Below are 20,728 nucleotides of genomic sequence, written 5' to 3' on the forward strand. Positions count from 1 at the left end.
TTCCATGTGCTCGGCCCAGTGGGAGCGACCGTGAGCAGGCACCCCGTGGATATCGGCCCGGCAAGGCAACGGTGTGTCCTGGCGGCGTTGCTGGTCGACGTGGGGCAGATCGTCTCCACGGATCAGCTGATCTACCGGGTCTGGGCGGAGGCTCCGCCTCGCAGGGTTCGCAACACCTTGCACAGTTACCTCGCGCGCCTCCGTGCGGTCGTACAGTGCCCGGAGGGAGACGGCGTCACGCTGTTCCGCCAGGCGGGCGGCTACGTTCTGGATGCGCCGCGCGAGCAGGTCGACCTGCACCGCTTTCGCATGTTGGTCGATCAGGGGCGTGACGTCGGCGACGAGAAGAGGGCCGTCCGGCTGCGTGAGGCGCTCGGCCTGTGGCAGGCGGACGTCCTCGGGGGCGTGTCGGGTGAGTGGGTCGAGGGGATGCGCCGGCAACTGGATGAGGAGCACCTCACGGCCTCACTGCTGTACCAGGACATCCAGCTGAGTCACGGGCGGCACGAGGAACTGCTGCCCGGTTTACGGGACCTGGTCGCGTCCCATCCCTTCGACGAGCGGCTCGCCGCCCGGCTCATGTCGGTGCTGTCGCGATGCGGGCGCCAGGCCGAGGCGCTGCGACTGTACGAGCGGGTCCGCAGGGAACTGGCCGAGCAACTGGGCGTCGACCCTGGACCGGAGCTGCGCGCGCGACATCTGGAGGTGCTGTCCTCCGCGCCCGCTCCCGCGCGTCTCGCCGCCGTTCCGGCGCTCCCGGTACCCCGCCAGCTTCCGTTGGCGCCCATGGAATTCGAGGGCAGGGCGCGCGAACTGGCCGTCCTCGACCGGATGGACGAGCAGGACACGAATCCGGTCCTCACGCTCGTCGGCACCGGAGGCGTCGGGAAGACGTATCTGGCCCTGCACTGGGCGCATCAGCACCTCGACCGGTTCCCTGACGGGCAGCTGTACGCCAACCTGCGCGCCTTCAACCCGGCGGGCGAGTGTCAGGAGCCGGGGACCGTGCTGCGCGGATTCCTCGAAGGTCTGGGGGTCGAGCCCGCCGCCATACCCGCCGACCACGACGCCCGGTCCGCACTGTACCGATCACTGGTCGCGGGCAGGCGCCTGCTCGTCGTCGTCGACGACGTCCGCGACGCGGCCCACATCATTCCGCTGCTGCCAGGCAGCCCCACTTGCGTCGTGCTGATCACCAGCCGTAACCAGCTCGCCGAACTGACCGTCACCCACGGCGCCCGCACCCTCACCCTGGACGTCCTGCCGCCCACGGAGGCGCGCCGCATGCTCACCCGCCACATCGGCAAGAGCCGCGTCGCCGCCGAACCCGAGGCTGTGACGGCTCTGCTGGAGCATTGCGCGGGGCTGCCGCTCGCGCTCGGCATCCTGGCGTCGCGTGTCATGACCCACCCGGAGTTCCCGCTCGCTTTCCTGGCCGAAGAGCTGCGGGAGGAGTCCAGCCGATTGGACGCCCTGTACGTCGGCGGCCCGAACACCGACATCCGGGCGGTCCTCACCTCCTCCTACCGGGCCCTGGATCCGGCCGCGGCGAGCACCCTCGGCTTGCTCGGGCTCGCGCCGGGGCCGACCATCGGCCTGCGCACCGCCGCCGCCCTGCTCGACCTGCCGCTCCCGAGCGCCCGGAAGCTGCTGCGCACACTGGAGGACGCCCACCTGCTCCACCAGTACGTTCCCGGGCGGTACCGCATGCACGACCTCGTCCGCCTCTACGCCATCGAGACGGCGGAACGCGACATGCCAGACGGCGAGGGCGAGGTCGCAATGCGGCGCCTCGTCGGCTTCTTCCTCCGCGGCGCGATCGCCGCAGACCGCCTGCTGTATCCCAACCGCCTGCGGGCCAGACTCGAATTCCCCCGCTACGACGCCAACCAGCCGCCGCAGGACGTGGCGGAGGCGCTGACCTGGTTCGACACCGAATACTCCTGCCTGCTCGCCGCCCAGCGGCTCACAGTGGCGCGGGGCTGGGACCCCGAGACGTTGCAGCTGGCCTGGGCGCTCGACACGTTCTGCTGGCGCCAGGTGCACCAGAGGGACCGTATCGACCTCTGGGCGGCGGGATTCGAGGCCGCGGAACGGCTGGGGGAGCCCACCGGTCGCGCCGTGGCCCATTGGCGTCTCGGATACGCCCGCGCGTTGGCCGGTCAGCGCGATCAGGTCCTCCACTTCCTGTATTCGGCGCTGACCCTGTTCGAGGAGGTCGGCGACCGCGGGTCGGAAGCTCATGTACACCAGTCGCTCGGTTGGGTGCTCTCGCAGCGGGGCGAGCAGCAGCAGGCGCTGGACCACGCCCAGCGGGCTTCGGCCGTTTATCAGGTCCTCGACAATCCGGTCTGGGAGGCCAACGCGCTCAACGCCGTGGCCTGGTGCCTGGCCCAGCTCGACCGGCACGAAGAGGCCTACGTTCACTGTGAGCAGGCCCTCTCCCTGTTCCGCACGTGCAATGACCTCGACGGTGAGGCCGCCACCCTGGACAGCATGGGCTACATCGCCCACCACATGAGCAGGCACGGCGAGGCCATCGGCCACTACCTCTCAGCCGTGGACCTCCGCGACGCCACCGGAAACGCCAGCCAGAAAGTCGACTCCCTGGTCCGCCTGGGCGACGTGTACGCGGCGAGGCGCCGGCGCGCTGAGGCCCGCCGTACCTGGGAGTGGGCGGCCGGTCTCTACCGCAGCCAGCACCGGCTCAAGGACGCCGAACGGGTCCAGGCCAAACTCGACGCCCTGCTCAGCCCCCGGAACGAGCGGTCAGGCGGGCGGCGACGGGGCTGAGCAGGGCGCTCGCCCAGGCCGACCGCACCGCCTGCCGTGGAACTCCCACCGGACGCGTAGCGCCATCTGACAGGCGTTCAAGGATTCTTCCACGCTCGTTTCACGTCCCCCTGCCAGCCTGTCTCCCGGCTGGCTGCGGTCGGCCCTCGCACCACGCTGCAAGGCGAGAACCTGGGGGGATTTGTGATCCGTGTGGAGATTCTGCACACGTCACCGATATTCGCGGTGGGCCTGACGCACATCCTCTCCGACGCCGGGATGAAGGTCCTCGACGTGCGGAGCTCGCCGACCGAGTGCATTCCCTGGCTGGCGGACGCCCTTCTGATCGATCCGGACGCGTTGTCGGACGTCTTCGGTTCCATCTCCCGCTTCTCGGCGCACACGTCCGTCGTCGTGCTGCCCTGGAATGAGTCGTCCATGGACGACTCTTACCTGCTGGCCGGCGCCTCACTGGTGCTCAGCAAGGCAGCGCCCGGTGACGTGCTCGTGCACGGGATCCGCACGGTCATCACCAGGCCGTCGGCCAGGCGCGCCGAGCAGCCCCACCCGGCCGACCAACTGGCCCTGACCGAACGGGAGAGGGAAGTGCTCCGCCGCATCTCTCAAGGGCTGACCCACGGCCAAATCGCCACCCGCCTAGGCATCAGTAGGCACACTGTCGACACCTACGTCAAGCGGATCCGCGCCAAACTCGGCGCCGGCAACAAGGCCGAGCTCACCCGAGCCGCCCTGCTGGGCCGGGTCGCCGGGGTCGGCTGACCGGCGGCGTCGCAAGCAGGAAGACGCCCGCCGGACGTCAGGGACGCGCGCTCCCCATGCACACCTTGTCGGCGTCCCCGCCCAGGCCGGGGACGCCGATGTTGCTGCTGAACTTGCCGGCCACCAGCGTCCGGGCCGCCTGGTAGGGCTTCGGGGTCCCGAAACCCATGTAGCGCCAGACGATCGCATCCACCGACAGGTTGTTGTCGTACGACACGATCGTGCCGAACGTGAACTCGAAATCTCTCAACGAGAAACAGGCATTGGTGCTCCCGCTGGCGATCCGGTTGCCACCGAAGTTGGGCTTGTCGTAGATGCAGAGCCGGTTCACCGGGCATGAGAGGGCGGCGGCCGAGGGCGGCGCCGTCACCAGCATGCCTCCCGCCGCGAAGAGCAGTGCAGAAGCGGCAGTCGCTGTTTTCCTCTTCCACGTCATGTGGATTCCTCCTGGGGATACGGTCTTGGAACATGTTTGACACTGGCTGACCTGCTGCCAGGCGCAAACGCCTGGCAGCATGCGATGGCGCATCCTGAGATGGTGCCGCCAGGCCCGCAGGCCGACGGCGGTTACGACGTATGTGGCGTAGGCGCGGGATGACATGCCCGAGCGCTTGGCGCTCTTGACCCCCTGCCTCGTCCGGGTCACGCACTTTCCTTTACGTGAGCCTCCAGGAATCTGCGAATCCGTGCGCTCCCGCCTTCGACGTCCTCCGAGCGGAGCAGCCGATGCTCAGGGGAAATGGTTGAACGCGATGCCGTTGGTGAGGGACGTGATCCCGCTCTGCACTCCGTCGATTTTGACCGTTTGCCCCGACACGTGTTTCACGTACACCCGCATGAGGAACGTCCGGGTGCCGCAGGCGGAGTCGATCGGAATGCCGGACAGTGTGGAGTAGCCGACAGAATGATGCGCGTCGTCGGTGACGGTCCGGCGGGCGGACGTGCTGTGCGTGCGGCAGGTGTGACCGGTCGTGTCGAGCTGGATGAATTCGAAGCGCGTGTCCACGACCGCGTTCTTGCCGCGCGGGTAGGCCTCCATCTCGTCGGGGCAGGAGGCGGTCCCCTGGTAGCACGTCGTCAGTTCTACGTTCGCCCTGGCCGAGACGGTGGCCGCACCCGGGTGGGCCTGCCACTTGTGGACCGGGGTGCCGTCGTCGTAGAAGACCCAGGCGTCCCGCCGGGCCGGGCCGCCACCGACATAGGTGCAGGCGCCGGTGGGGTCGGCGCTCTCGCAGGCGGGGTTCTGCCACCAGCGCGCGCCAGCCTGGTCGGTGTCGTCTGCCTCCAGCCAGGTGCTGCCCGCGACCGCCGTCAGATGGTAGGTGCCCGACAGGGTCGAGTAGGCCGTTCCCTGAAGCACACAGGTGTAGACGCCCGCCGTCGGCGCGGTGAGGAGCAGGTCCGCATAGAGCGGCAGATGGCCCGGGATCGCATACGTGGCGGTGTCGCTGCCCTCGTGGTTGCGGGCTGACGCTGCGACGACGGGCACCGTTGCTCCCGCCGCGTTCAGGCACCTGACGCGCTGGGTCAGGCCGACGATGCCGGTCGTGGTGCTGGTGGCTTCCAGCCGGCCCCGCAGGTGCCGTTTCTCCCCGGCGGCCAGCGTCATCGTCTGCCGGACCAGGTCGACCGTGGCGCCCCGGGGGATGTCCGTGTCGGCCGCCAGGCTGACGCGGGTGACGCGCCCGGCGCCCGTGCCGGCCGCGCCGGCCGGAACGAACCCGAGCAGCACCGGCGCCATCGCCAGGGCGGCCACGAGCGCCCTGCGGTCGAATGACGTCGCGGTCGTGATCATGCGCGCATCGGCCCCCGCCTCTTCTCGGCGCCGCCCAGGGCGGTCGGCGCGGTGGTGTCCGCCGGTCCACTCACCTGGCTCCCGAAGCCGTGCCTCTGCGTAGAAGCGGGGCACGGCGAGCAGAGCATGCGGACGCCCGGGTCGCGAGACGCCCGGCGGGCGTCAGAAGGGATCCGCTCACCCCATGCACACCTGGTCGCGATAGTGGAAGGCCAGGTCGGGGTCGCCGATGTTGCTGCTGAACTTGCCGGCCACCAGCGTGCGGGCCGCTTTGTACTCAACCCCGTTGTAGTGCCAGACGATCGCGTCCACCGACAGATTGTTGTCATACGACACAATTGAGGAAAACGGAAAACTGTGCGAACGGAAACAGGAATTGGTGCTTCCGCTGAGGACCCGGTTGCCTTTGAAGTTGGGCTGGTCCCAGATACAGATCCGGTTCGCCGGGCAAGGGCCGTCGGCGACGGCAGGCGACGCTGTCACCAGCATGCCTCCCGCCGCGAAGAGCAGTGCCGAAGCGGCAGCCGCGGCTTTCCTCTTCCACGTCATAGAATTTCTCCTGTCGTGTTTAGCCTTTATGTATGCACAGTCCGCCGATCAAACCCCTTCCAGCCGCCAGCGAGACCCCGATCCTTCTGCGTCGACGCTCTGATTATCCGGGTATGTGTTAGAAGTAGGGAGCCCACAAAATGGGACTTGACCGCGCCGACGGCGAGGTGTACATACTCGGCGACTTTCGCGCTTCGCTGAACGTTGCGGGCCCTTCCCGATCCGGTCGAGGGTGATATCAAGGTCATTCGACATGACCCCCTCGGCGGGCTGATCCACGAATACGCGCAGGTCGCATAGGGCGGCCGAGTTCTTGGCACCCACAGGGTGGGCGACCGCAGCCCCGATGCCACCCAGCGACTGTTGAACCGCGCCCCCTGGGACACGCCGGGCGCGGTGAGCACCATCCGCCGCTTCGCCGTCACCCCTTTGGACACCGCCGCCCGGCCCGGCAGTCTGACCGTGGGCGCGCTGGATGAGTTGTGCTGGAATCCCGTCACAAGATCGCATCGGCACAGAGCGCATCATCGCAGCTCAACTAACGAATGGCGGCTGCCATGCTAGCCCCTGACCGTGGGCACGGTCAATACCCACATTTGCGGGACTCTCGATTTTCAACAACTCACCTGGATAATCGGAGAGCCGATGCAAAGGATCGGGTTCACGCCAGCGGCTTGAAAAAACTTGGCCAGGCGGACTGCGCCTAAATATGAGATCAACACGACAGGAGAAAATCCCGTGACGTGGAAAAGGAAAACCACAGCTGCCGCTTCGGCACTGCTCTTCGCGGTGGGAGGCATGCTGGTGACAGCGTCGCCCGCCGTCGCCGACGGCCCTTGCCCGGCGAACCAGCTCTGCCTTTACGACGGCCGCCATTTCACTGGCAATCGAATCATCAGCAGAAGCACTAATGCCTGTTTCTATCCGCAAGACGTCTCAGACAGGTTCCGCGCGATCATGTCGTACGACAACAACCTGCCGGTGCACGCGATGGTTTGGTCCTACCGCTACGACACCGGCGGCTACAGCGCAACTCGCGCGATGCCGACCGGTGGGTTCAGCAGCGACAACGGCGGCACCAACCTGGGCGCCTTCGAAATGGACCAGGTTTGCATGGGGCACGCGCGCCCCTGACGCCCGGCGAACGCCTCCCCACCCGGGCGTCCAAGTTGCTGCCACGCGGGACGGTAGAACGGTAGCAGCGCCCGGCATGGCACTCCGGTGTGCTTCGTGGGCCGACCGCCCCCGGCTTCCGGATGGCCGCAGCCGACCACCGCGACTTGCTGAAGGCCACCGACCCGCGCTTCATCATCGACAAGCCCAACAGCCGACTCGTCATCGACTGGCCGTAGAAGGGGAGCAGCGTGAGGAACCCCGCGATCGCCCGCCGCATCCCGCTGGTCTGCGGCCCAAGGCGCCCGGACTTCCGCTGGACAAGCGATTGCGGAACTCACCGCGCCGACCGTCGAAACGCCCGGCGCGGACCACCCCCAGCGGGTGGCCCGCGCCAGCGGAGTCCTCAGCTTCGCCGCGCTCATCGCCTCCGACAGCGGAATGCCCGACCTGGCCGCCGAACTGTGCTGGCGCCAACACAAGATCTTCACCGAAGCCGACAGCCTCAACCAGGACATCGCCGTCATGTCGCTCATGCCGCTGGTGAACATCGCCAGACTCCTCATCCGCGAAGGTGACGGCAGCGGCGCCCTTACAATGCTTCAGCAGTTGTACCGGGCCGCCCAGCAGCGCGGCACCACCGTCATCCGTGACCACGCCGTCGACCTTGCACCATGACCCTGCTGGTTAACTCGCGGCGCGTGGGTTGTGGTCCGTGATCTGACTGGGGTTTAGGTGGATCATGAGGGGGCGGACGGTCAGGTGGATACCGGCGAGAGATTGCGGCTGCGGCGGCTTTGGGCCCACGGCGGCGTCTGAGGAGGTCTGAGGGCCTGGGGTGCAGGGATAGTGGAGCTTGTTCTGCTGCTGGATGAAATGGGTGGGATCGTGGATGGGCGGCCCTGGGTAGGGCCTGGCCTCATCGCCGCCCCAGCGCTCGACGTACTGCGGGTGGAAGCCGTCACAGATCTCCCGCAGGGAGCATCCGCCGCACATCGGCACGTGGCGGTAACCGTGCCTCTCCTGCTGGCGGCGCTGCAGCGCGAGCCGGTCAGTGCCGATGCCGCGTTCATCCACACCTTCGTTTGGGCACCGGCGTTCACGTCGCTCGCGGTCGTGCCCGTGCTGCTGCTACCTGGCCGGGCCCGAGCTCACCTGGGCCCCTCGTAGACGGCTACCGTCAGCGTCCCCGGCCGCTGCCGATACTCAGGAATCTTCGCCACCAGCCGGACCTGGATGGTCACCGTCTTCTGGCTGCGCGGCTTCGGCCCGCCCAAGTCGGTGTACGCGCCCCCTTGGTTGGCAGGCGCGGCGGGGCAGTCGAGGAGGCCCTTGATCAGGCGGCCGTTCACCCGAACCTCAGTGCTGAGGCGGTCGGCGATGTCGCCTCCGCAGTACGCCTCGAAGGCCAGCGGCCTGCCCGTGTTCGGCACGGTGATCGTTACTTCGCGGGCGGCCGGCCAGGTGTCGCTCTTTTTCGTGATCAGGTTGAACTCGGGTGGCCGTCCCCCGAAAGCCGCGGGTGGTTCGGCCGGTGGCGATGCGGCCTTCATCGTGGCGGGAGGCGTCCACTCGTAGACGCCGAACCGCCATCTCTCCAGGCGCTCGTGCGGAGCGACGTTCTCGAACCCCTTGGGTGCTTCGACGGTGAACGTCGCCCGGCGCGTCCCGGCCGGGAGCGGCATCACATCGACCGGCCTGTTGCTCTGGCATCCGGCCGACAGGGAGGGCGCGGGCGACAGGGTGAACACCTTGGATACGCCCGTCACCTTTACGGTGACGTGCGGCATCATGAACATCGACTCCGTCGGGCAGTCCGCCAGGATGGCCAAAGGCTTGCCGCGCATCTCCACGTCGAACGTCACCGACTTCTTGCGGGGGGCGTCGAGCGTCGCCGTGGCGACCCTGCGGTAGACCGTCCCGTCCGCCTCCTGGAACTGAGCCGGGATCTGGCCAGCGACGGACGCGGCGATATGGCCGTCTTCGTCAGGCCCACGCAGGTTCAGCAGGCTCCCCGACGCCACGACTGCCACAGCCGCGAAGCCTGCGACGGCGCCGGCGGTGACAGCGGTGACGGCGGTGAAACGGCGGCGCCGGGCGCCACGCACCCGTGTCCGCAGCGACTCCCACGGGATCGGGCGCTCGACCGCGGGACGGCTGCGCTCCTCCAGAAGGTCATGGAGATCTCGCCGGTTGATGGGCATAAGGCTTACCCTCTTCTCACGAATGTGGACGCGAACGAGTCGTCGATCCGCAGCTTGGCCAGTGCCTTACTGGTCTGGCTCTTGACCGTCCCTACGCTGCACCCGAGTGTCTCGGCGGTCTGGGCCTCAGTCATGTCCTCGAAGAACCGCAGCACCACCACAGCTCGCTGCCGGGCGGGCAGCCGTCCGAGCGCCTGCCAGACGAGTTCGCGCTCGTCAGCCCGTCCCATGTCGTCGGCCGCCTGTGTCCGGTCAGGCGGCGATCCGGTCGTGACCTCCACCTGTCTCCATCGCCGCCGCCACCACGAAACGTGCACATTGACGATGATTTTACGGACGTACGCCTCGCGTTCGTTCCCCAAGCGAGACCAGGCCAGCCACGCCTTCATCAGCGCCGTCTGCACCAAGTCCTCGGCCACCGCCCAGTCCCTGGTCAGCAGGTAGGCGGTGCGGAGCAATGGTTGCCACGCCGCCGCAACGAACGCGTCGTATTCCGATCGATCCGCCATTCACAGGCCTCCCTCAAACGACAGTCACCCGTTCTACGCCGCCGGGGCGCGAGAAGGTTGCCCGCGACGCGATCCAGCGCCTCGGAGTTCCATCAGTTCCGCAGTGGACTTCCGGGCGCGCCTGCAGCGAATAGTCCCTTACGACCGCTCATATTCACGCCCGAGTCGCGAACCGCGGATCACCGCCGGAATAGTCCTGATAGGGAAGCAGCCGCCACCCCACGGCGTGCCCGTTGCGTGCCCGTCTGGGCGAGCACGGGTTGCGGGACAACCTTCGCTATCTGGCAAGATGGCGATCACAGACCGGGTGCGGTCTGGGCGCGGGCCAGACGACACGGACAGTTCGTTGCCGGTTATCTGGCGGCCTGGAAGGGCGGCGGGGATGGATCCGGTCATCGTCGAGCAGCCCGCCCGCTCGCCCGGCACCTGGACGACTTCCTCACCGACCTGGCCAACGCCGACGCCTCCCCGCACACCCGGCGCGCCTACTGCGGAGACCTGCTGCAGTTCGCCGTCCACCACGGCGGCGAGATCACCGAGCTGTCGCTGGCCAGCCGCAAGCGCAAGCGCGCGGCCGTCGCCTCCTTCTCCAAGTGGGCGGTCCGCCACGACCTCCTACACGCCAACCCGATGGACCGGATCGACACCGTCAAGGTGCCCAAGGCGCTGCCCCGACCGGCCACGGTCGCCGACGTCACCAAGGTGCTGGCCGCGATCTGCAGCCGACGACCGCGCAAGGACCTCCCGTTGGACCGGATCCGCGGCCGGGTGCTTGTTCGAGACCGTCTACGCCTGCGGCGGCCGCGCCGCCGAAGTCTGCGGCCTATATGTCGAGGACCTCGACCTGCGCCTGGACGACGAGCACGTGCGCATCCACGGCAAAGGCGGCAGCGTGCGCAGCGTGCTGCTCGACGACCGCGGCTACGTCGCCCTGCTCAAGCTGTATCTAGCCCGATCGGGCTACACCAGCGGCCCGCTGTGTCGCGCTGGCATCAACGGCAGCACCGGACCACTGTCCTACGACGCAGCCCACCACCGGTGGGAGACCTACTGTGCCGCCGCCGGGATCGAGATCGACATCCACCAGCTCCGGCACGCCCACGCCACCGAACTCATCAACGCCGGCGTCTCCATCGAAGCCGTCCGCCGCCGCCTCAGCCACGCCTCCACCGAAACCACCCAGCTCTACACCCTGCTCGCCGACGACATCGCCGCCGCGACCGAGCCACCCGCTGACCTGCGACTCGGTCCTTAGCGTTACTACCAGCGAGTAGGGTCCCCGGACCCCTTCCCCACTACACCGAGTTCTCCCCCGCCTGCTTCGTCATCGGAGTAGTAATGGGCGCCGGGACCCAAAGGTATCCCGCGGGGTGCGCGGGACCATAGCCGGATCCGCAGCATGGTCCCGGCCGAGGGCCTAACCGCTGGTCACCATGGCCGCGATGTCCTCGATGCGCACGATCTCCCCGCCCGCTCCCCAGTTGCCCTCCGGGATCTCGTTGATGTGCACCCACGCGGCGGTGGCCTGGGTGAACCGTCCCGGATCCACGTCGGCGTCCGCGAGCACGCGCGTGACGCGCCGCACGATGTCTCGGCGTTTATCATCGTTCATCGAACCGGCCGGAACTCCCACTCGCACCACGTACTTCGGCTTCTCCCCGGCGGGCAGCTGCCGGCCGCCCACGAACCAGGCGTCGATCTCGTTCACCACGAGCCATGAGATGGACCTGGCCGCCTCGTTGTCCGGGGCGCCCTCGGCGATCATCACCTCCGACACCAGCCGCCCGCCGATCTTCTCGTGGCGCTCCTGATCGAGCGAGCCTTTGGGAACGAACAACTCCACGAACGGCATCCGTCAGTCCTTTCATTAAACTCTCTGTGTTCAGTAACATACCGCAGTGAGTTTATTGAATCAACCCTCTACACTGGGGTCATGCAACGGACCAGCTTCGCGGAGATGCACTGCTCGATCGGGCAGTCCCTGGAACGAGTGGGCGAGTGGTGGACGCCGCTGATCGTGCGGGACATCTACCTTGGCCTGCGCCGGTTCGACGAGATCGCGGAGAACCTCGGCATCGCCCGCAACCTGCTCACCCGCCGGCTCGAGACGCTGGTCACCGACGGCATCGTGGAGCGCCGGGCGTATCAGGAGCGACCGCTGCGGCACGAGTACCACCTCACCGAGGCGGGCCGCGAACTCGTGCCGGTACTGATGGCGCTCATGGCCTGGGGCGACAAATGGGCGACACCGGCGGGCGGTCCACCAGTGCGCCTGGTGCACCGCGAATGTGGTGCAGAATTCACGCCGCAGGTCTGCTGCTCGGCGTGCGGGAAACCGGCGACCAGCGCCAATGTGACGGCGCTGCCAGGTCCGGGCGCCGCCTCCGGGCCGGGAACCAGGGTGCTGGCCCGGCGCAGCGGCATCGTGCCCGAGGAGTTGTAACCAGCGAGATCACGGTGCCGCATTCGCACGCCAGAGCAACTACGAGCATGCCGTTCACCGGGCTATTCGTGGGCGCCGACACTTCGTCGAGATGCTGGGTCAGTTCCGCAGGGAGCCGTCGCGCTCGATGCCCAGGCCCGGGCCGCACTGGAGAACATCCGCAGGGCAGCGCGCCGCCAGCGAAAGGCTGATCGGCACCTACCGCACCGTGCTGGAGCATCTGGACCCTGACAGTCCTGAGGCCGATCAGGGGCCGAGCGCGCGGTGGCCATGGTGAAAGGCGCCGGCGGGTGCCGGCTGGAGCGCCAACCTGCTGGCCTGGGCCCAATGTGAGCCGCTGCTGGAAGGCTTTTGCGAGCAGGTCGGCCTGCCCCGCACCGCAGATGGCTTCGTCGCGCACCTGCACAGCAGTCACCTGGCGGCCGCCGCGGAGCTGGACGCCGGGTATGAGGACAACACTCACCTGGTGATCAGCGACGACGGGGTGCCCACCGTCAAGCGGCGTCGCGACCGCCAGACGTTGAAGGCCGCCGAGAAGCTGGCCGCGGCGATCGAGCGGCGCATGCCCGAGCGGTCGCTGTCCAGCACTACACAGATCTCTTTGACACGCCCCCGAACGTTCTCGCCGAGACCATGTCGCTCGTCCGGGAACTCGCCGGCGCCATGCGAGCAGCTCTCGGCGCTGGAGGAGTGAACCTCCTGCACGCCAGCGGCCCCGGATCACAACGGTCAGTGCCTCATCTGCACTTCCACGTCGTCCCATGCTGGCCCGGCGACGGCTTCTCGACCTGGCCCCCCTGAACGCTCCACGCACCAGCTGAACGATGATCCCATCCCCAGGCTCATCGAGGCCCTGGCCACTGACGCGACCTGACAGGCACAGCTCTACGAAGAGATCACTGATCGTCGGACAGGCAGCCCGCCTACTTGCCTAACATGCCTGACAAACCTTCACGCTGCTGACCAGCCAGTTCACTTAAACACCCCAGATAACGGTTGACGCACCCGGCGCGGTGGCCAGGCGGCGCCTGCGCTTGGGCAGGCCGAAGGTCGGGTGCGAGATGCCCCACAGCGAGATCTTGAGGATGCCCGTCTTGATGTGCGCGGCCTTCCGGCCGCCCACATACGTCGGCTTTGCTTGCGCTTCGTCGTCGACCGGCTGCAGGATCGCGTCCCGCCGTCCGAGGCTGATGTGGTTGCCCGGGTAGTCCAGCTTGGTGTTCGCGATCTTGCGGCCGGTCAGATGCCCCACGATCGCGTCCGTGGCCTGTCGGCCGGTGGAGCCGGCCGAAGCGCAGGACATCGGCAGCGGCCGGCCGTTGTCGCCGATGGCGTAGGCGCTGTCGCCAGCGGCATAGACGGTCGGGTGCGAGACCGACCGCATGGTGCGATCGACGATGATCTGACCGTTCTCGGTGACCTCCAGCCCGCTGGCTGCGGCGATGGGGTTGACCGCGAACCCGGCCGTCCACACGGTTGCGTCGGACGTCAGGGCAGTGCCGTCGGCGCACAGCACCCGCGTCGCTTCGACGGCTTCGACGCTGGTGTGCTCCAGGACGGTGATGCCCAGCCGGTCGCAGGCCTGGCGCAGGTGGCGGCGGGCTCCGGCGGAGAGCCGGGCGCCCAACTCGTCGCGGGCGATGAGCGCCACCGACAGTTCTGACCGGGATTCGGCGATCTCGGTAGCGGTCTCGATGCCGGTCAACCCGTCGCCGACGACCAGCACTCTCCCGCCTTTGTCCCGCCTGCCCAGGCGATCCAGGCGCTCGCGCAGGCGCAGCGCCGAGGGCCGGCCGGCGATGTCGAAGGCGTGCTCGGCCACGCCGGGGACGCCGCGGTCGTCGCCGTGGCTGCCGAGCGCGTAGACAAGCGTGTTGTAACCGAGTTCGCCGCCGCCGCCGTCGTCGGCGTGGGCCACGGCGACGACCTGGCGCTGGGGGTCGACGGCGGTGACACGGGCCAGGCGCAGCCGTATCCCCGTGCCCGCGAAGACGTCGGCGAGCTTTTGAGCCTCGATCTGCTGGCCGGTCGCGAGCTGGTGCAGCCGCAGCCGCTCGACGAAGTCCGGCTCAGCGTTGACCACGGTGATCTCGGTGTCCGCCGGGGACAGCCGGCGGGCCAGGTTCCCGGCCACGTAGGACCCGGCATAGCCGGCGCCGAGGACGACGATGCGGTGCTTCATGTGTTGCTCCTGTCGGTTCGCTCACTGCCGGTGAGTTGACTCGGCCCTGGGTCACCGATTCTCTTGATCGAGGTTGCCGTGAGCCTGCGCCGAAAGGTCCTGCCAGTCGGCCCAGGTCTTGAGCCGGTCGGTGTAGACCTGCTGGAGCATCGGGTAGAAGCCCTGTCCGAAGAGCACCCGCAGGGGCGGGTTGTCGAAGTCGACGATCTTGAGGAGTGCCTGGGCCGCGGCGGCAGGGTCGCCGGCGGGCTGCTTTCCCGCGAACGCGGCGATGCGCTGGCGAAGGCCGTCGTAGACCGGGTTGGGCTCGGACATGTGGCCGTTGTCGAGGGGATCGGGGTTCTTGCCGGACCGGGTGGCGAAGCCGCCGGGCTCGATCACGGTCACCTTGACACCGAAGTCGGCGGCCTCTTGGGCGAGGGATTCGTTCAGGGCTTCCAGGGCCCACTTGGAGGCGCTGTAGGCGCCGCTGAGCGGCATCGCCATGAGCCCGGCCGCCGAGGACAACTGGATGATGTGCCCTGCACCCTGCTCGCGCAGATAGGGTAGCGCGGCCTGGATCACCCACATCGCGCCGAACAGGTTGGTCTCCAACTGGTCGCGCAGGTCCTGCTCGGTCAGCTCCTCGATCGCGCCGACCTGGGCGTAGCCGGCGTTGTTCACGATGATGTCGAGACGGCCGTAGTGCTCCCTGGCCCGCTTTACACTCTCGAAGACGGCGGCCTTGTCGGTTACGTCCAGCTCCAGCGGAAGCACCGCCTTGCCGTAGGCGACGACCAGCTCGTCAAGGCTTGCGGTGGTCCGGGCGGTCGCGGCCACCTTGTCACCGCGCGACAGGGCGGCCTCGACGAAGTTGCGGCCCAGGCCGCGAGACGAACCGGTGACGAACCAGACCTTGCTCATGATGTCTTTCCGTTCCTTCTACGGTGGCGGTTGTGCCGTGGTCACCACGCAACGGGGCCAAGGTGATCGCTCGGGGAGTTGTGTGCCGCGCGGATCGTTCGCGTGGCGTCCTGACAGACCATGAGGCGCCGACGCCCCGAACTTTGTGACGGCGCGGTCTTGTGATGTACGCCACTGAGCATGGGGTGTCACACAGCGGTGAGGGCCGGCGTCTTGTGCGTGGCGGCGGGGTTGCGGGTGAACAGGCAGGAGCCAGGTATGAACGAGCACAGGGATGCAAAGACGGGCACAGCCGAGCCGATGGCCCGTGGTGGCCGGATGGACTGCGCCACCGAGGCGACCGAGACATTCCTCGCTCACCGTAACCTGCTGTTCACCGTCGCCTACGAGATGCTCGGATCGGCGGCCGACGCCGAGGACGTCCTGCAGGAAACCTGGCTGCGCTGGGTCAAGGTCGACCTGGACCAGGTGCGCGACCAGCGCGCCTACCTGGTGCGGATCGCCACCCGACGCTCGCTGGACCGGCTGCGCGCCATGAAGCGCCGCAAGGAGGCGTACGTCGGCCCCTGGCTGCCCGAGCCGCTGCTCACCGCGCCGGACGTGGCCGAGGACGTCGAGCTCGCCGAGAGTGTGTCGATGGCGCTCATGCTCGTCCTGGAGACGCTGTCGCCGACCGAGCGTGCCGTCTTCGTGCTGCGCGAGGTCTTCGACGTCGGCTACGACGAGATCGCGGCCGCCGTCGGCAAGACCCCGGCGACCGTCCGCCAGATCGCGCACCGGGCCCGCCGGCACGTCGACGCCCGACGCCCTCGCGAGGTGGTCTCCCCAAGCCAGGCCCGGATGGCTCTGGAGTCGTTCCAGCGCGCGTTGGAAACCAGGGACCTGCAGGGCCTGCTTGACGTGCTCGCCCCTGAGGTCGTTCTGATGAGCGACGGCGGCGGCGTCAAGCAGGCCGCGCCGCGGCCGATCATTGGCGCCGGCAAGGTGGCCCGCATGATCGTCAGCGGCCTCGGCAAGGCCCAAATCGCGCTCACCAGCGATCCCACCGTGGTCAACGGCAACCCGGCACTCCTCCTCCGCGTGGACGGCGAGATCGACGGCGTCATAGCGGTCCGGGTCGAGGACGCCCGCATCACCGGCCTCTACTACGTCCGCAACCCGCAGAAGCTGACCCGCATCGCCTCCGAGACCCCGCTCACCCTGCGATGAACACCAACGACGAGCCAGCCCGCAACCTCCAAGCGGCCTGGACCTGACGGCGGCCCAGCCTGCGCAGGACGGCCCGTCAGACCGGGAAGCCCGCGCCAACAGTGTCGATCACGCCACCCGAGGCCGCCACAGGCACAACAAACTCCGCCCGATCTAGTACTGGGAGGTCCTTCATGACGAAGAGCGTGGCCGGCGAACTCACCGGCCTAGAACTGCCAATCGAGCGTGGCTGCCCGTTCGCCCCGCCCACCGCCTACGAACGGCTGCGCGAGCAGGCGCCGATCAGCAAGGTCCGCCTGACCAGCGGCGGCGAGGCGTGGTGCGTGTCCGGGCATGAGGAAGGCCGTGCCGTCCTCGCCGACCCCCGCTTCTCCTCCGACAAGCGCAAAGACGGCTTCCCACTCTTCACCCTCGATGCGGCGACCCTGCAGCAGCTCCGCAGCCAGCCGCCGTTGATGCTCGGCATGGACGGCGCGGAACACTCCGCGGCCCGCCGCCCGGTGATCGGCGAGTTCACCGTGAAGCGGCTGGCCGCGCTGCGCCCGCGCATCCAGGGCATCGTCGACCACTTCATCGACGACCTGCTCGCCACCGACCAGCGGCCGGTCGACTTGGTCCAGGCGCTGTCCCTGCCGGTGCCCTCCCTGGTGATCTGCGAACTGCTCGGCGTCCCCTACACCGACCACGACTTCTTCCAAAGCCGCACCACCATGATGGTGAGCCGGACCTCGCTCGAAGACCGCCGGCGAGCCATCACCGAACTACGCGCCTACATCGACGACCTGCTCACCCACAAAGAGTCCGAACCCGGCGACGACCTGCTCGGCCGGCAGATCGCCCGGCAACGCCAGGAGGGCGCCCTCGACCACGCGGGCCAGGTGAGCCTGGCCTTCCTGCTGCTGACCGCCGGACACGAGACCACAGCGAACATGATCTCCCTCGGCGTGGTCGGGCTGCTCACCCATCCGGAGCAACTGGCCCTGATCAAAGCCGAACCGGACAAGACGCCCATGGCCGTGGAGGAACTGCTGCGCTACTTCACCATCGCCGACGGGGTCACCACCCGGCTGGCCACCGAAGACGCGAACATCGGCGGGGTGAGCATCAAAGCTGGCGAGGGCGTCATCGTCTCGACCCTGTCGGCCAACTGGGACCCGGCGGCATTCAAGGACCCGGCCGAACTGGATGTCGAGCGCGGCGCCCGCCACCACCTCGCCTTCGGCTTCGGCCCGCACCAGTGCCTCGGCCAGAACCTGGCCCGGATGGAACTGCAGATCGTCTTCGACACCCTGTTCCGCCGCATCCCCACCCTGCGCCTCGCCGCACCGGCCGAGGACCTGCCGTTCAAGAACGACGCCGTCATCTACGGCGTTCACGAACTCCCGGTCACCTGGTGAGCAGGACATGATACGAATCAAAGCCGACACCGACCTCTGCGTCGGATCCGGCCAATGCGTCCTGACCGCACCGGCCGTCTTCGACCAAGACGACGACGGCATCGTCGCCCTGCTGACCGATCACCCCGACGACCAGAGCGCCGCACACGCACGCCAAGCCATCACCCTGTGCCCATCCCGAGCCCTCTCCATCGGCCCCGGCCATGGAGCCGAGGAGCCGAGGGCCGGTAGGCGACATTGATCAGCAAAGCCCGTTCGCTCATGATCGCGCTCATGCCTGGATCCGGGGGGCTCATTGGGTGCCGCACTTCCTTCCTCGTCTCCGCCTTCATCAGTACGACGAGGCAACGGCGCGGAATGCCAGGTCGGCGCGTCGCCTGACATTCGGCCGGGCTACGTCGCCGTACGGGTGGGACACCCGCGCCGGCGCAGGCCAAGGCCCACAACACCGCTGTGATCGAGAACGGAACCTCGCCATGTCCAACAACAAGGTCGTCGTCATCGGTGGCGGTTACGCCGGAGCGCTCGCGGCCAACCATCTGCGGATGCGTGCCGACGTCGACATCACCCTGGTCAATCCCCGCCCAGAGTTCGTCGAACGGGTCCGGCTGCACCAGTTCGTGGCCGGCACTGGCCAGGCCACCGTGGACTACGGCACGCTACTGGGCGAGGGCGTCCGGCTGGCCGTCGACAGCGCCGCGGTCATCGACACCGTCGCCCGCACGGTCCTTCTGGCGTCCGGCCGCTCGCTGGACTACGACTACCTGATCTACGCGGTTGGCAGCACCGCGACGATACCGCCGTCGGTGCCCGGCGCTGCCGAGTTCGCGTACGGCATCGCCGAGTTCGAGTCCGCGCAGCGGCTGCGCACCAGGCTGGAGGAGCTGCCTCTCGACGCTCCCATCACCGTGGTCGGCGGCGGGTTAACCGGCATCGAGACGACCGCCGAGCTGACCGAGCAAGGACGCGCGGTCACGCTGGTGTGTGGCCGGAGCCTGGCTCCGTCATTCAGCCCGTCAGGCCGCCGGGCCGTGGCCAGGTGGCTGTCCCGGCACGGTGTCGCGGTGCTCGAGGATGCCATGGTCAGCGAGGTTCGGCCGGACGCGCTCGGCTTCGCCGACGGCGCGGCGCGTACGAGCGCGCTGACCATCTGGGCGGGCGGTTTCGGTGCGCCGGAGTTGGCGGCCGCGAGCGGGCTGCAGACCGACGAGCTCGGCCGGCTGCTCACCGACGAGACGCTGACCAGCATCGACGACGACCGCATCGTCGCGGCCGGCGACGCCGCCGCTCCGTCGGGGCAGCCGCTCCGGATGAGCTGCTACGCCGCCGGGCCGCTCGGGGCGCAAGCCGCCAACACCGTGCTGAGCCGCATTGCCGGGACCGAACCGGCGGTGATCGACCTGGCCTTCTCGGGGGCGTGTGTCAGCCTCGGCCGGCGCATCGCCATACGGCAGATCGCCCGCAAGGACGACACCGCGATGAACGCCTACGTGGGAGGCCGCATAGGTGCGGCGATCAAGGAGTTCACCTGCAGGTTCGCGGTGACGAGGATCCGCCGCGAGGCCAGCGAGCCGGGTTCGGCCATGTGGCTGAAGGGCGGCCCGCGCCTGGAACAGCCGGCGTCCGCGGTGCGAGGGGTCTGACGCTCGATGAGAAGGCGTCGCCTGACCTTTCCGGCTGTTGTTTCGTCGCACTCATGAGACACCGGGGCAACCACCAACCATAAAGGAGAGCTCATGTTCGCTGCCTACGTCACGGTCACCATCTTCGCCTCACTGCTGTACGGCAGCGCAGCCGTGGTCTACCTGATCGGACACGAGTTCCCCAAGGCGCAGGCGGACATGAAGCGCCTACCACGGTCATGGGTGCCGGTGTTGGGCATGATGCTGGCGGCGGGCTCTCTGGGGTTGCTGGGCGGGTTCCGCGTGCCGATGCTGGGGACACTCGCTGCGAGCGGCCTCGTGCTGTACTTCTTTGGCGCGCTTCTCGCACACCTGCGAGTGGGTTCCCGCAAGCTCGCGAATTGGGCGGGATTCTTCGCCACCGCTGTTGCCGCGCTGGCCGTGAACCTCGCCTACCACTGGGCGTGATCCCCGGCACCGGGGTTGAGGAACAGTGGTGTACGGGCAGTCTGGTTGGGCCTGCTGATGCCCAATGACGACATCTCTAACCGAACGATACCTGCGCGGCGAAGGTCCGGGAGATCTGCGCGCACGCCGCACACGGACCCCCTTTCGCCAGGGACGACCGCGAGCCGTCCAAGGACATCCGCCATCTCCCGACTCGGCTCCGTGCCTGCCGATAATGGCATCCCTGCAGGTCATGCGGCTTGCACCGGTGATCCATTGCGAATGGGTCGAGAAGGGGCATGGCGTTCGCCACGAGCCACGTTGTGCGAGGCACTCAGCGAGGCGAACGCCGAACGGGTGTCAGGTCGGCGTCAGCCGCTTTGACACCCGTTTAGAGTCGCTGACACGGCTGACTGCCGCCGAGCGGCACGAGGCACACGAGATAGAGGAGGCGAGCAAGTTGCTGGGCTAGTTTCAGTCCGTTCGCGACCGACCCCATCAACTGCAGTCGAGGACCATGACCAAGCTCTGTCATTTCGAACATCACACCATCTCCCCCATGTCTAGCCGGACTCTGGCTCTGACCGCCGTACTCACGCTTGCCGTGGCCGGGTGCGGGGTGCTGCCGATGAGGGACGCCGCGCCCCCGCCCGCCACCACCGCTCCGACGTCGAGTGCCCCGGCCGCCAGCGCTCCCCCCGCCACCGCCACGGCCACTGCCACTGCCACTGCCACGGCATCGGATCAAGACGCCCGACCGGCCCTGGCCGAAACCCGCAGCACCATGACCGAGAACCTCAAGG

General features: G+C 68.1%; 22 protein-coding genes and 3 pseudogenes. 17 read left to right on the forward strand and 8 right to left on the reverse strand.

Going from position 1 to position 20,728, the window contains the following annotated elements; translation table 11 throughout:
• Positions 1-30: 30 nt before the first annotated feature.
• Both ABD844_RS17865 and ABD844_RS17870 read left to right on the forward strand, forming a co-directional pair.
• Positions 31-2,793 (forward strand): AfsR/SARP family transcriptional regulator, encoded by a 2,763-nt coding sequence (locus tag ABD844_RS17865; protein WP_344878396.1) that lies wholly within the window; start codon positions 31-33, stop codon positions 2,791-2,793.
• A gap of 192 nt (positions 2,794-2,985) precedes the next feature.
• Positions 2,986-3,552 (forward strand): helix-turn-helix transcriptional regulator, encoded by a 567-nt coding sequence (locus ABD844_RS17870; protein WP_344878399.1) that lies wholly within the window; start codon positions 2,986-2,988, stop codon positions 3,550-3,552.
• Between the two features lie 37 nt (positions 3,553-3,589).
• On the opposite strand, the gene ABD844_RS17875 is transcribed toward ABD844_RS17870, so the two are convergent.
• From ABD844_RS17875 to ABD844_RS17885, 3 genes are all read right to left on the reverse strand, one after another.
• Positions 3,590-3,988, reverse strand: coding sequence for a peptidase inhibitor family I36 protein (locus ABD844_RS17875; RefSeq protein ID WP_344878403.1), 399 nt, complete (start codon positions 3,986-3,988; stop codon positions 3,590-3,592).
• A 294-nt stretch (positions 3,989-4,282) separates the two neighbouring features.
• Positions 4,283-5,347 (reverse strand): hypothetical protein, encoded by a 1,065-nt coding sequence (locus ABD844_RS17880; RefSeq protein ID WP_344878406.1) that lies wholly within the window; start codon positions 5,345-5,347, stop codon positions 4,283-4,285.
• Between the two features lie 177 nt (positions 5,348-5,524).
• Positions 5,525-5,896: a peptidase inhibitor family I36 protein gene (locus ABD844_RS17885; protein ID WP_344878409.1), complete on the reverse strand. Its 372-nt coding sequence runs from the start codon at positions 5,894-5,896 to the stop codon at positions 5,525-5,527.
• Between the two features lie 330 nt (positions 5,897-6,226).
• On the opposite strand from ABD844_RS17885, the pseudogene ABD844_RS53190 reads away from it, so the two are divergent.
• The 5 genes and pseudogenes from ABD844_RS53190 to ABD844_RS17905 form a co-directional block, all read left to right on the forward strand.
• Positions 6,227-6,376 (forward strand): annotated as a pseudogene (locus ABD844_RS53190) (IS701 family transposase); the annotation flags it as partial.
• A 258-nt stretch (positions 6,377-6,634) separates the two neighbouring features.
• A complete protein-coding gene (locus tag ABD844_RS17890) occupies positions 6,635-7,030 on the forward strand; it encodes a peptidase inhibitor family I36 protein (RefSeq protein ID WP_344878412.1) in 396 nt (131 codons plus the stop codon).
• Between the two features lie 89 nt (positions 7,031-7,119).
• The gene (locus ABD844_RS17895; RefSeq protein ID WP_344878415.1) at positions 7,120-7,248 is read left to right on the forward strand and encodes a hypothetical protein; all 129 of its coding nucleotides are present in this window, start codon (positions 7,120-7,122) and stop codon (positions 7,246-7,248) included.
• A 145-nt stretch (positions 7,249-7,393) separates the two neighbouring features.
• Positions 7,394-7,687 (forward strand): hypothetical protein, encoded by a 294-nt coding sequence (locus ABD844_RS17900; RefSeq protein ID WP_344878418.1) that lies wholly within the window; start codon positions 7,394-7,396, stop codon positions 7,685-7,687.
• A gap of 171 nt (positions 7,688-7,858) precedes the next feature.
• Positions 7,859-8,179, forward strand: a complete 321-nt coding sequence (locus ABD844_RS17905; RefSeq protein ID WP_344878421.1) for a hypothetical protein — start codon at positions 7,859-7,861, stop codon at positions 8,177-8,179.
• Here the strand turns inward: ABD844_RS17905 and ABD844_RS17910 are convergent.
• Both ABD844_RS17910 and ABD844_RS17915 read right to left on the reverse strand, forming a co-directional pair.
• Positions 8,161-9,213, reverse strand: coding sequence for a hypothetical protein (locus ABD844_RS17910; protein ID WP_344878424.1), 1,053 nt, complete (start codon positions 9,211-9,213; stop codon positions 8,161-8,163). The two genes, ABD844_RS17905 and ABD844_RS17910, sit on opposite strands and share 19 nt — an antisense overlap.
• Before the next feature lie 5 nt (positions 9,214-9,218).
• Positions 9,219-9,722, reverse strand: a complete 504-nt coding sequence (locus ABD844_RS17915; RefSeq protein WP_344878427.1) for a SigE family RNA polymerase sigma factor — start codon at positions 9,720-9,722, stop codon at positions 9,219-9,221.
• Between the two features lie 772 nt (positions 9,723-10,494).
• Between ABD844_RS17915 and ABD844_RS17920 the strand changes: the two genes are divergently transcribed.
• Positions 10,495-10,977 (forward strand): tyrosine-type recombinase/integrase, encoded by a 483-nt coding sequence (locus ABD844_RS17920; protein WP_344878430.1) that lies wholly within the window; start codon positions 10,495-10,497, stop codon positions 10,975-10,977.
• Between the two features lie 162 nt (positions 10,978-11,139).
• Here ABD844_RS17920 and ABD844_RS17925 read toward each other — a convergent pair whose 3' ends face one another.
• Complete coding sequence (locus ABD844_RS17925; protein ID WP_344878433.1) at positions 11,140-11,574, reverse strand: tautomerase family protein; 435 nt, start codon at positions 11,572-11,574, stop codon at positions 11,140-11,142.
• Positions 11,575-11,655: 81 nt separating this feature from the next.
• Between ABD844_RS17925 and ABD844_RS17930 the strand changes: the two genes are divergently transcribed.
• From ABD844_RS17930 to ABD844_RS53200, 3 genes and pseudogenes are all read left to right on the forward strand, one after another.
• Entirely contained in the window at positions 11,656-12,165 is a 510-nt protein-coding gene (locus ABD844_RS17930) for a winged helix-turn-helix transcriptional regulator (protein ID WP_344878436.1), read from the forward strand.
• Between the two features lie 292 nt (positions 12,166-12,457).
• Positions 12,458-12,751, forward strand: a pseudogene (locus ABD844_RS53195) (hypothetical protein); the annotation flags it as partial.
• 32 nt (positions 12,752-12,783) lie between these two features.
• Positions 12,784-12,966: pseudogene (locus ABD844_RS53200) on the forward strand (HIT family protein); the annotation flags it as partial.
• 175 nt (positions 12,967-13,141) lie between these two features.
• Here the strand turns inward: ABD844_RS53200 and ABD844_RS17940 are convergent.
• Positions 13,142-14,347, reverse strand: a complete 1,206-nt coding sequence (locus ABD844_RS17940) for an NAD(P)/FAD-dependent oxidoreductase (protein ID WP_344878442.1) — start codon at positions 14,345-14,347, stop codon at positions 13,142-13,144.
• Between the two features lie 51 nt (positions 14,348-14,398).
• Entirely contained in the window at positions 14,399-15,250 is an 852-nt protein-coding gene (locus ABD844_RS17945; protein WP_344878444.1) for an SDR family NAD(P)-dependent oxidoreductase, read from the reverse strand.
• A gap of 300 nt (positions 15,251-15,550) precedes the next feature.
• On the opposite strand from ABD844_RS17945, the gene ABD844_RS17950 reads away from it, so the two are divergent.
• The 6 genes from ABD844_RS17950 to ABD844_RS17975 form a co-directional block, all read left to right on the forward strand.
• Positions 15,551-16,459, forward strand: a complete 909-nt coding sequence (locus ABD844_RS17950) for an RNA polymerase sigma-70 factor (RefSeq protein ID WP_425568603.1) — start codon at positions 15,551-15,553, stop codon at positions 16,457-16,459.
• A gap of 173 nt (positions 16,460-16,632) precedes the next feature.
• Positions 16,633-17,856 (forward strand): cytochrome P450, encoded by a 1,224-nt coding sequence (locus ABD844_RS17955; RefSeq protein WP_344878451.1) that lies wholly within the window; start codon positions 16,633-16,635, stop codon positions 17,854-17,856.
• A 7-nt stretch (positions 17,857-17,863) separates the two neighbouring features.
• Positions 17,864-18,097, forward strand: coding sequence for a ferredoxin (locus ABD844_RS17960; RefSeq protein ID WP_344878454.1), 234 nt, complete (start codon positions 17,864-17,866; stop codon positions 18,095-18,097).
• A 235-nt stretch (positions 18,098-18,332) separates the two neighbouring features.
• Positions 18,333-19,499: an NAD(P)/FAD-dependent oxidoreductase gene (locus ABD844_RS17965; RefSeq protein WP_344878457.1), complete on the forward strand. Its 1,167-nt coding sequence runs from the start codon at positions 18,333-18,335 to the stop codon at positions 19,497-19,499.
• A 93-nt stretch (positions 19,500-19,592) separates the two neighbouring features.
• Positions 19,593-19,946 (forward strand): DoxX family protein, encoded by a 354-nt coding sequence (locus tag ABD844_RS17970; RefSeq protein ID WP_344878460.1) that lies wholly within the window; start codon positions 19,593-19,595, stop codon positions 19,944-19,946.
• 538 nt (positions 19,947-20,484) lie between these two features.
• Positions 20,485-20,728: hypothetical protein (locus ABD844_RS17975; RefSeq protein ID WP_344878464.1), on the forward strand; the 244-nt coding region annotated here is incomplete at its 3' end.

The sequence above is a fragment of the Nonomuraea antimicrobica genome (assembly GCF_039536965.1).
GTDB classification, from domain to species: Bacteria; Actinomycetota; Actinomycetes; order Streptosporangiales; family Streptosporangiaceae; genus Nonomuraea; species Nonomuraea antimicrobica.

Excerpts from the sequence above, each read along its gene's own strand:
- ABD844_RS17875 (WP_344878403.1), bottom strand. The coding sequence starts at position 3,988 with ATGACGTGGAAGAGGAAAACAGCGACTGCCGCTTCTGCACTGCTCTTC.
- ABD844_RS17880 (WP_344878406.1), bottom strand. The coding sequence starts at position 5,347 with ATGATCACGACCGCGACGTCATTCGACCGCAGGGCGCTCGTGGCCGCC.
- ABD844_RS17885 (WP_344878409.1), bottom strand. The coding sequence starts at position 5,896 with ATGACGTGGAAGAGGAAAGCCGCGGCTGCCGCTTCGGCACTGCTCTTC.
- ABD844_RS17910 (WP_344878424.1), bottom strand. The coding sequence starts at position 9,213 with ATGCCCATCAACCGGCGAGATCTCCATGACCTTCTGGAGGAGCGCAGC.
- ABD844_RS17915 (WP_344878427.1), bottom strand. The coding sequence starts at position 9,722 with ATGGCGGATCGATCGGAATACGACGCGTTCGTTGCGGCGGCGTGGCAA.
- ABD844_RS17925 (WP_344878433.1), bottom strand. The coding sequence starts at position 11,574 with ATGCCGTTCGTGGAGTTGTTCGTTCCCAAAGGCTCGCTCGATCAGGAG.
- ABD844_RS17930 (WP_344878436.1), top strand. The coding sequence starts at position 11,656 with ATGCAACGGACCAGCTTCGCGGAGATGCACTGCTCGATCGGGCAGTCC.
- ABD844_RS17940 (WP_344878442.1), bottom strand. The coding sequence starts at position 14,347 with ATGAAGCACCGCATCGTCGTCCTCGGCGCCGGCTATGCCGGGTCCTAC.
- ABD844_RS17945 (WP_344878444.1), bottom strand. The coding sequence starts at position 15,250 with ATGAGCAAGGTCTGGTTCGTCACCGGTTCGTCTCGCGGCCTGGGCCGC.
- ABD844_RS17950 (WP_425568603.1), top strand. The coding sequence starts at position 15,551 with ATGGCCCGTGGTGGCCGGATGGACTGCGCCACCGAGGCGACCGAGACA.
- ABD844_RS17955 (WP_344878451.1), top strand. The coding sequence starts at position 16,633 with ATGACGAAGAGCGTGGCCGGCGAACTCACCGGCCTAGAACTGCCAATC.
- ABD844_RS17960 (WP_344878454.1), top strand. The coding sequence starts at position 17,864 with ATGATACGAATCAAAGCCGACACCGACCTCTGCGTCGGATCCGGCCAA.
- ABD844_RS17965 (WP_344878457.1), top strand. The coding sequence starts at position 18,333 with ATGTCCAACAACAAGGTCGTCGTCATCGGTGGCGGTTACGCCGGAGCG.
- ABD844_RS17970 (WP_344878460.1), top strand. The coding sequence starts at position 19,593 with ATGTTCGCTGCCTACGTCACGGTCACCATCTTCGCCTCACTGCTGTAC.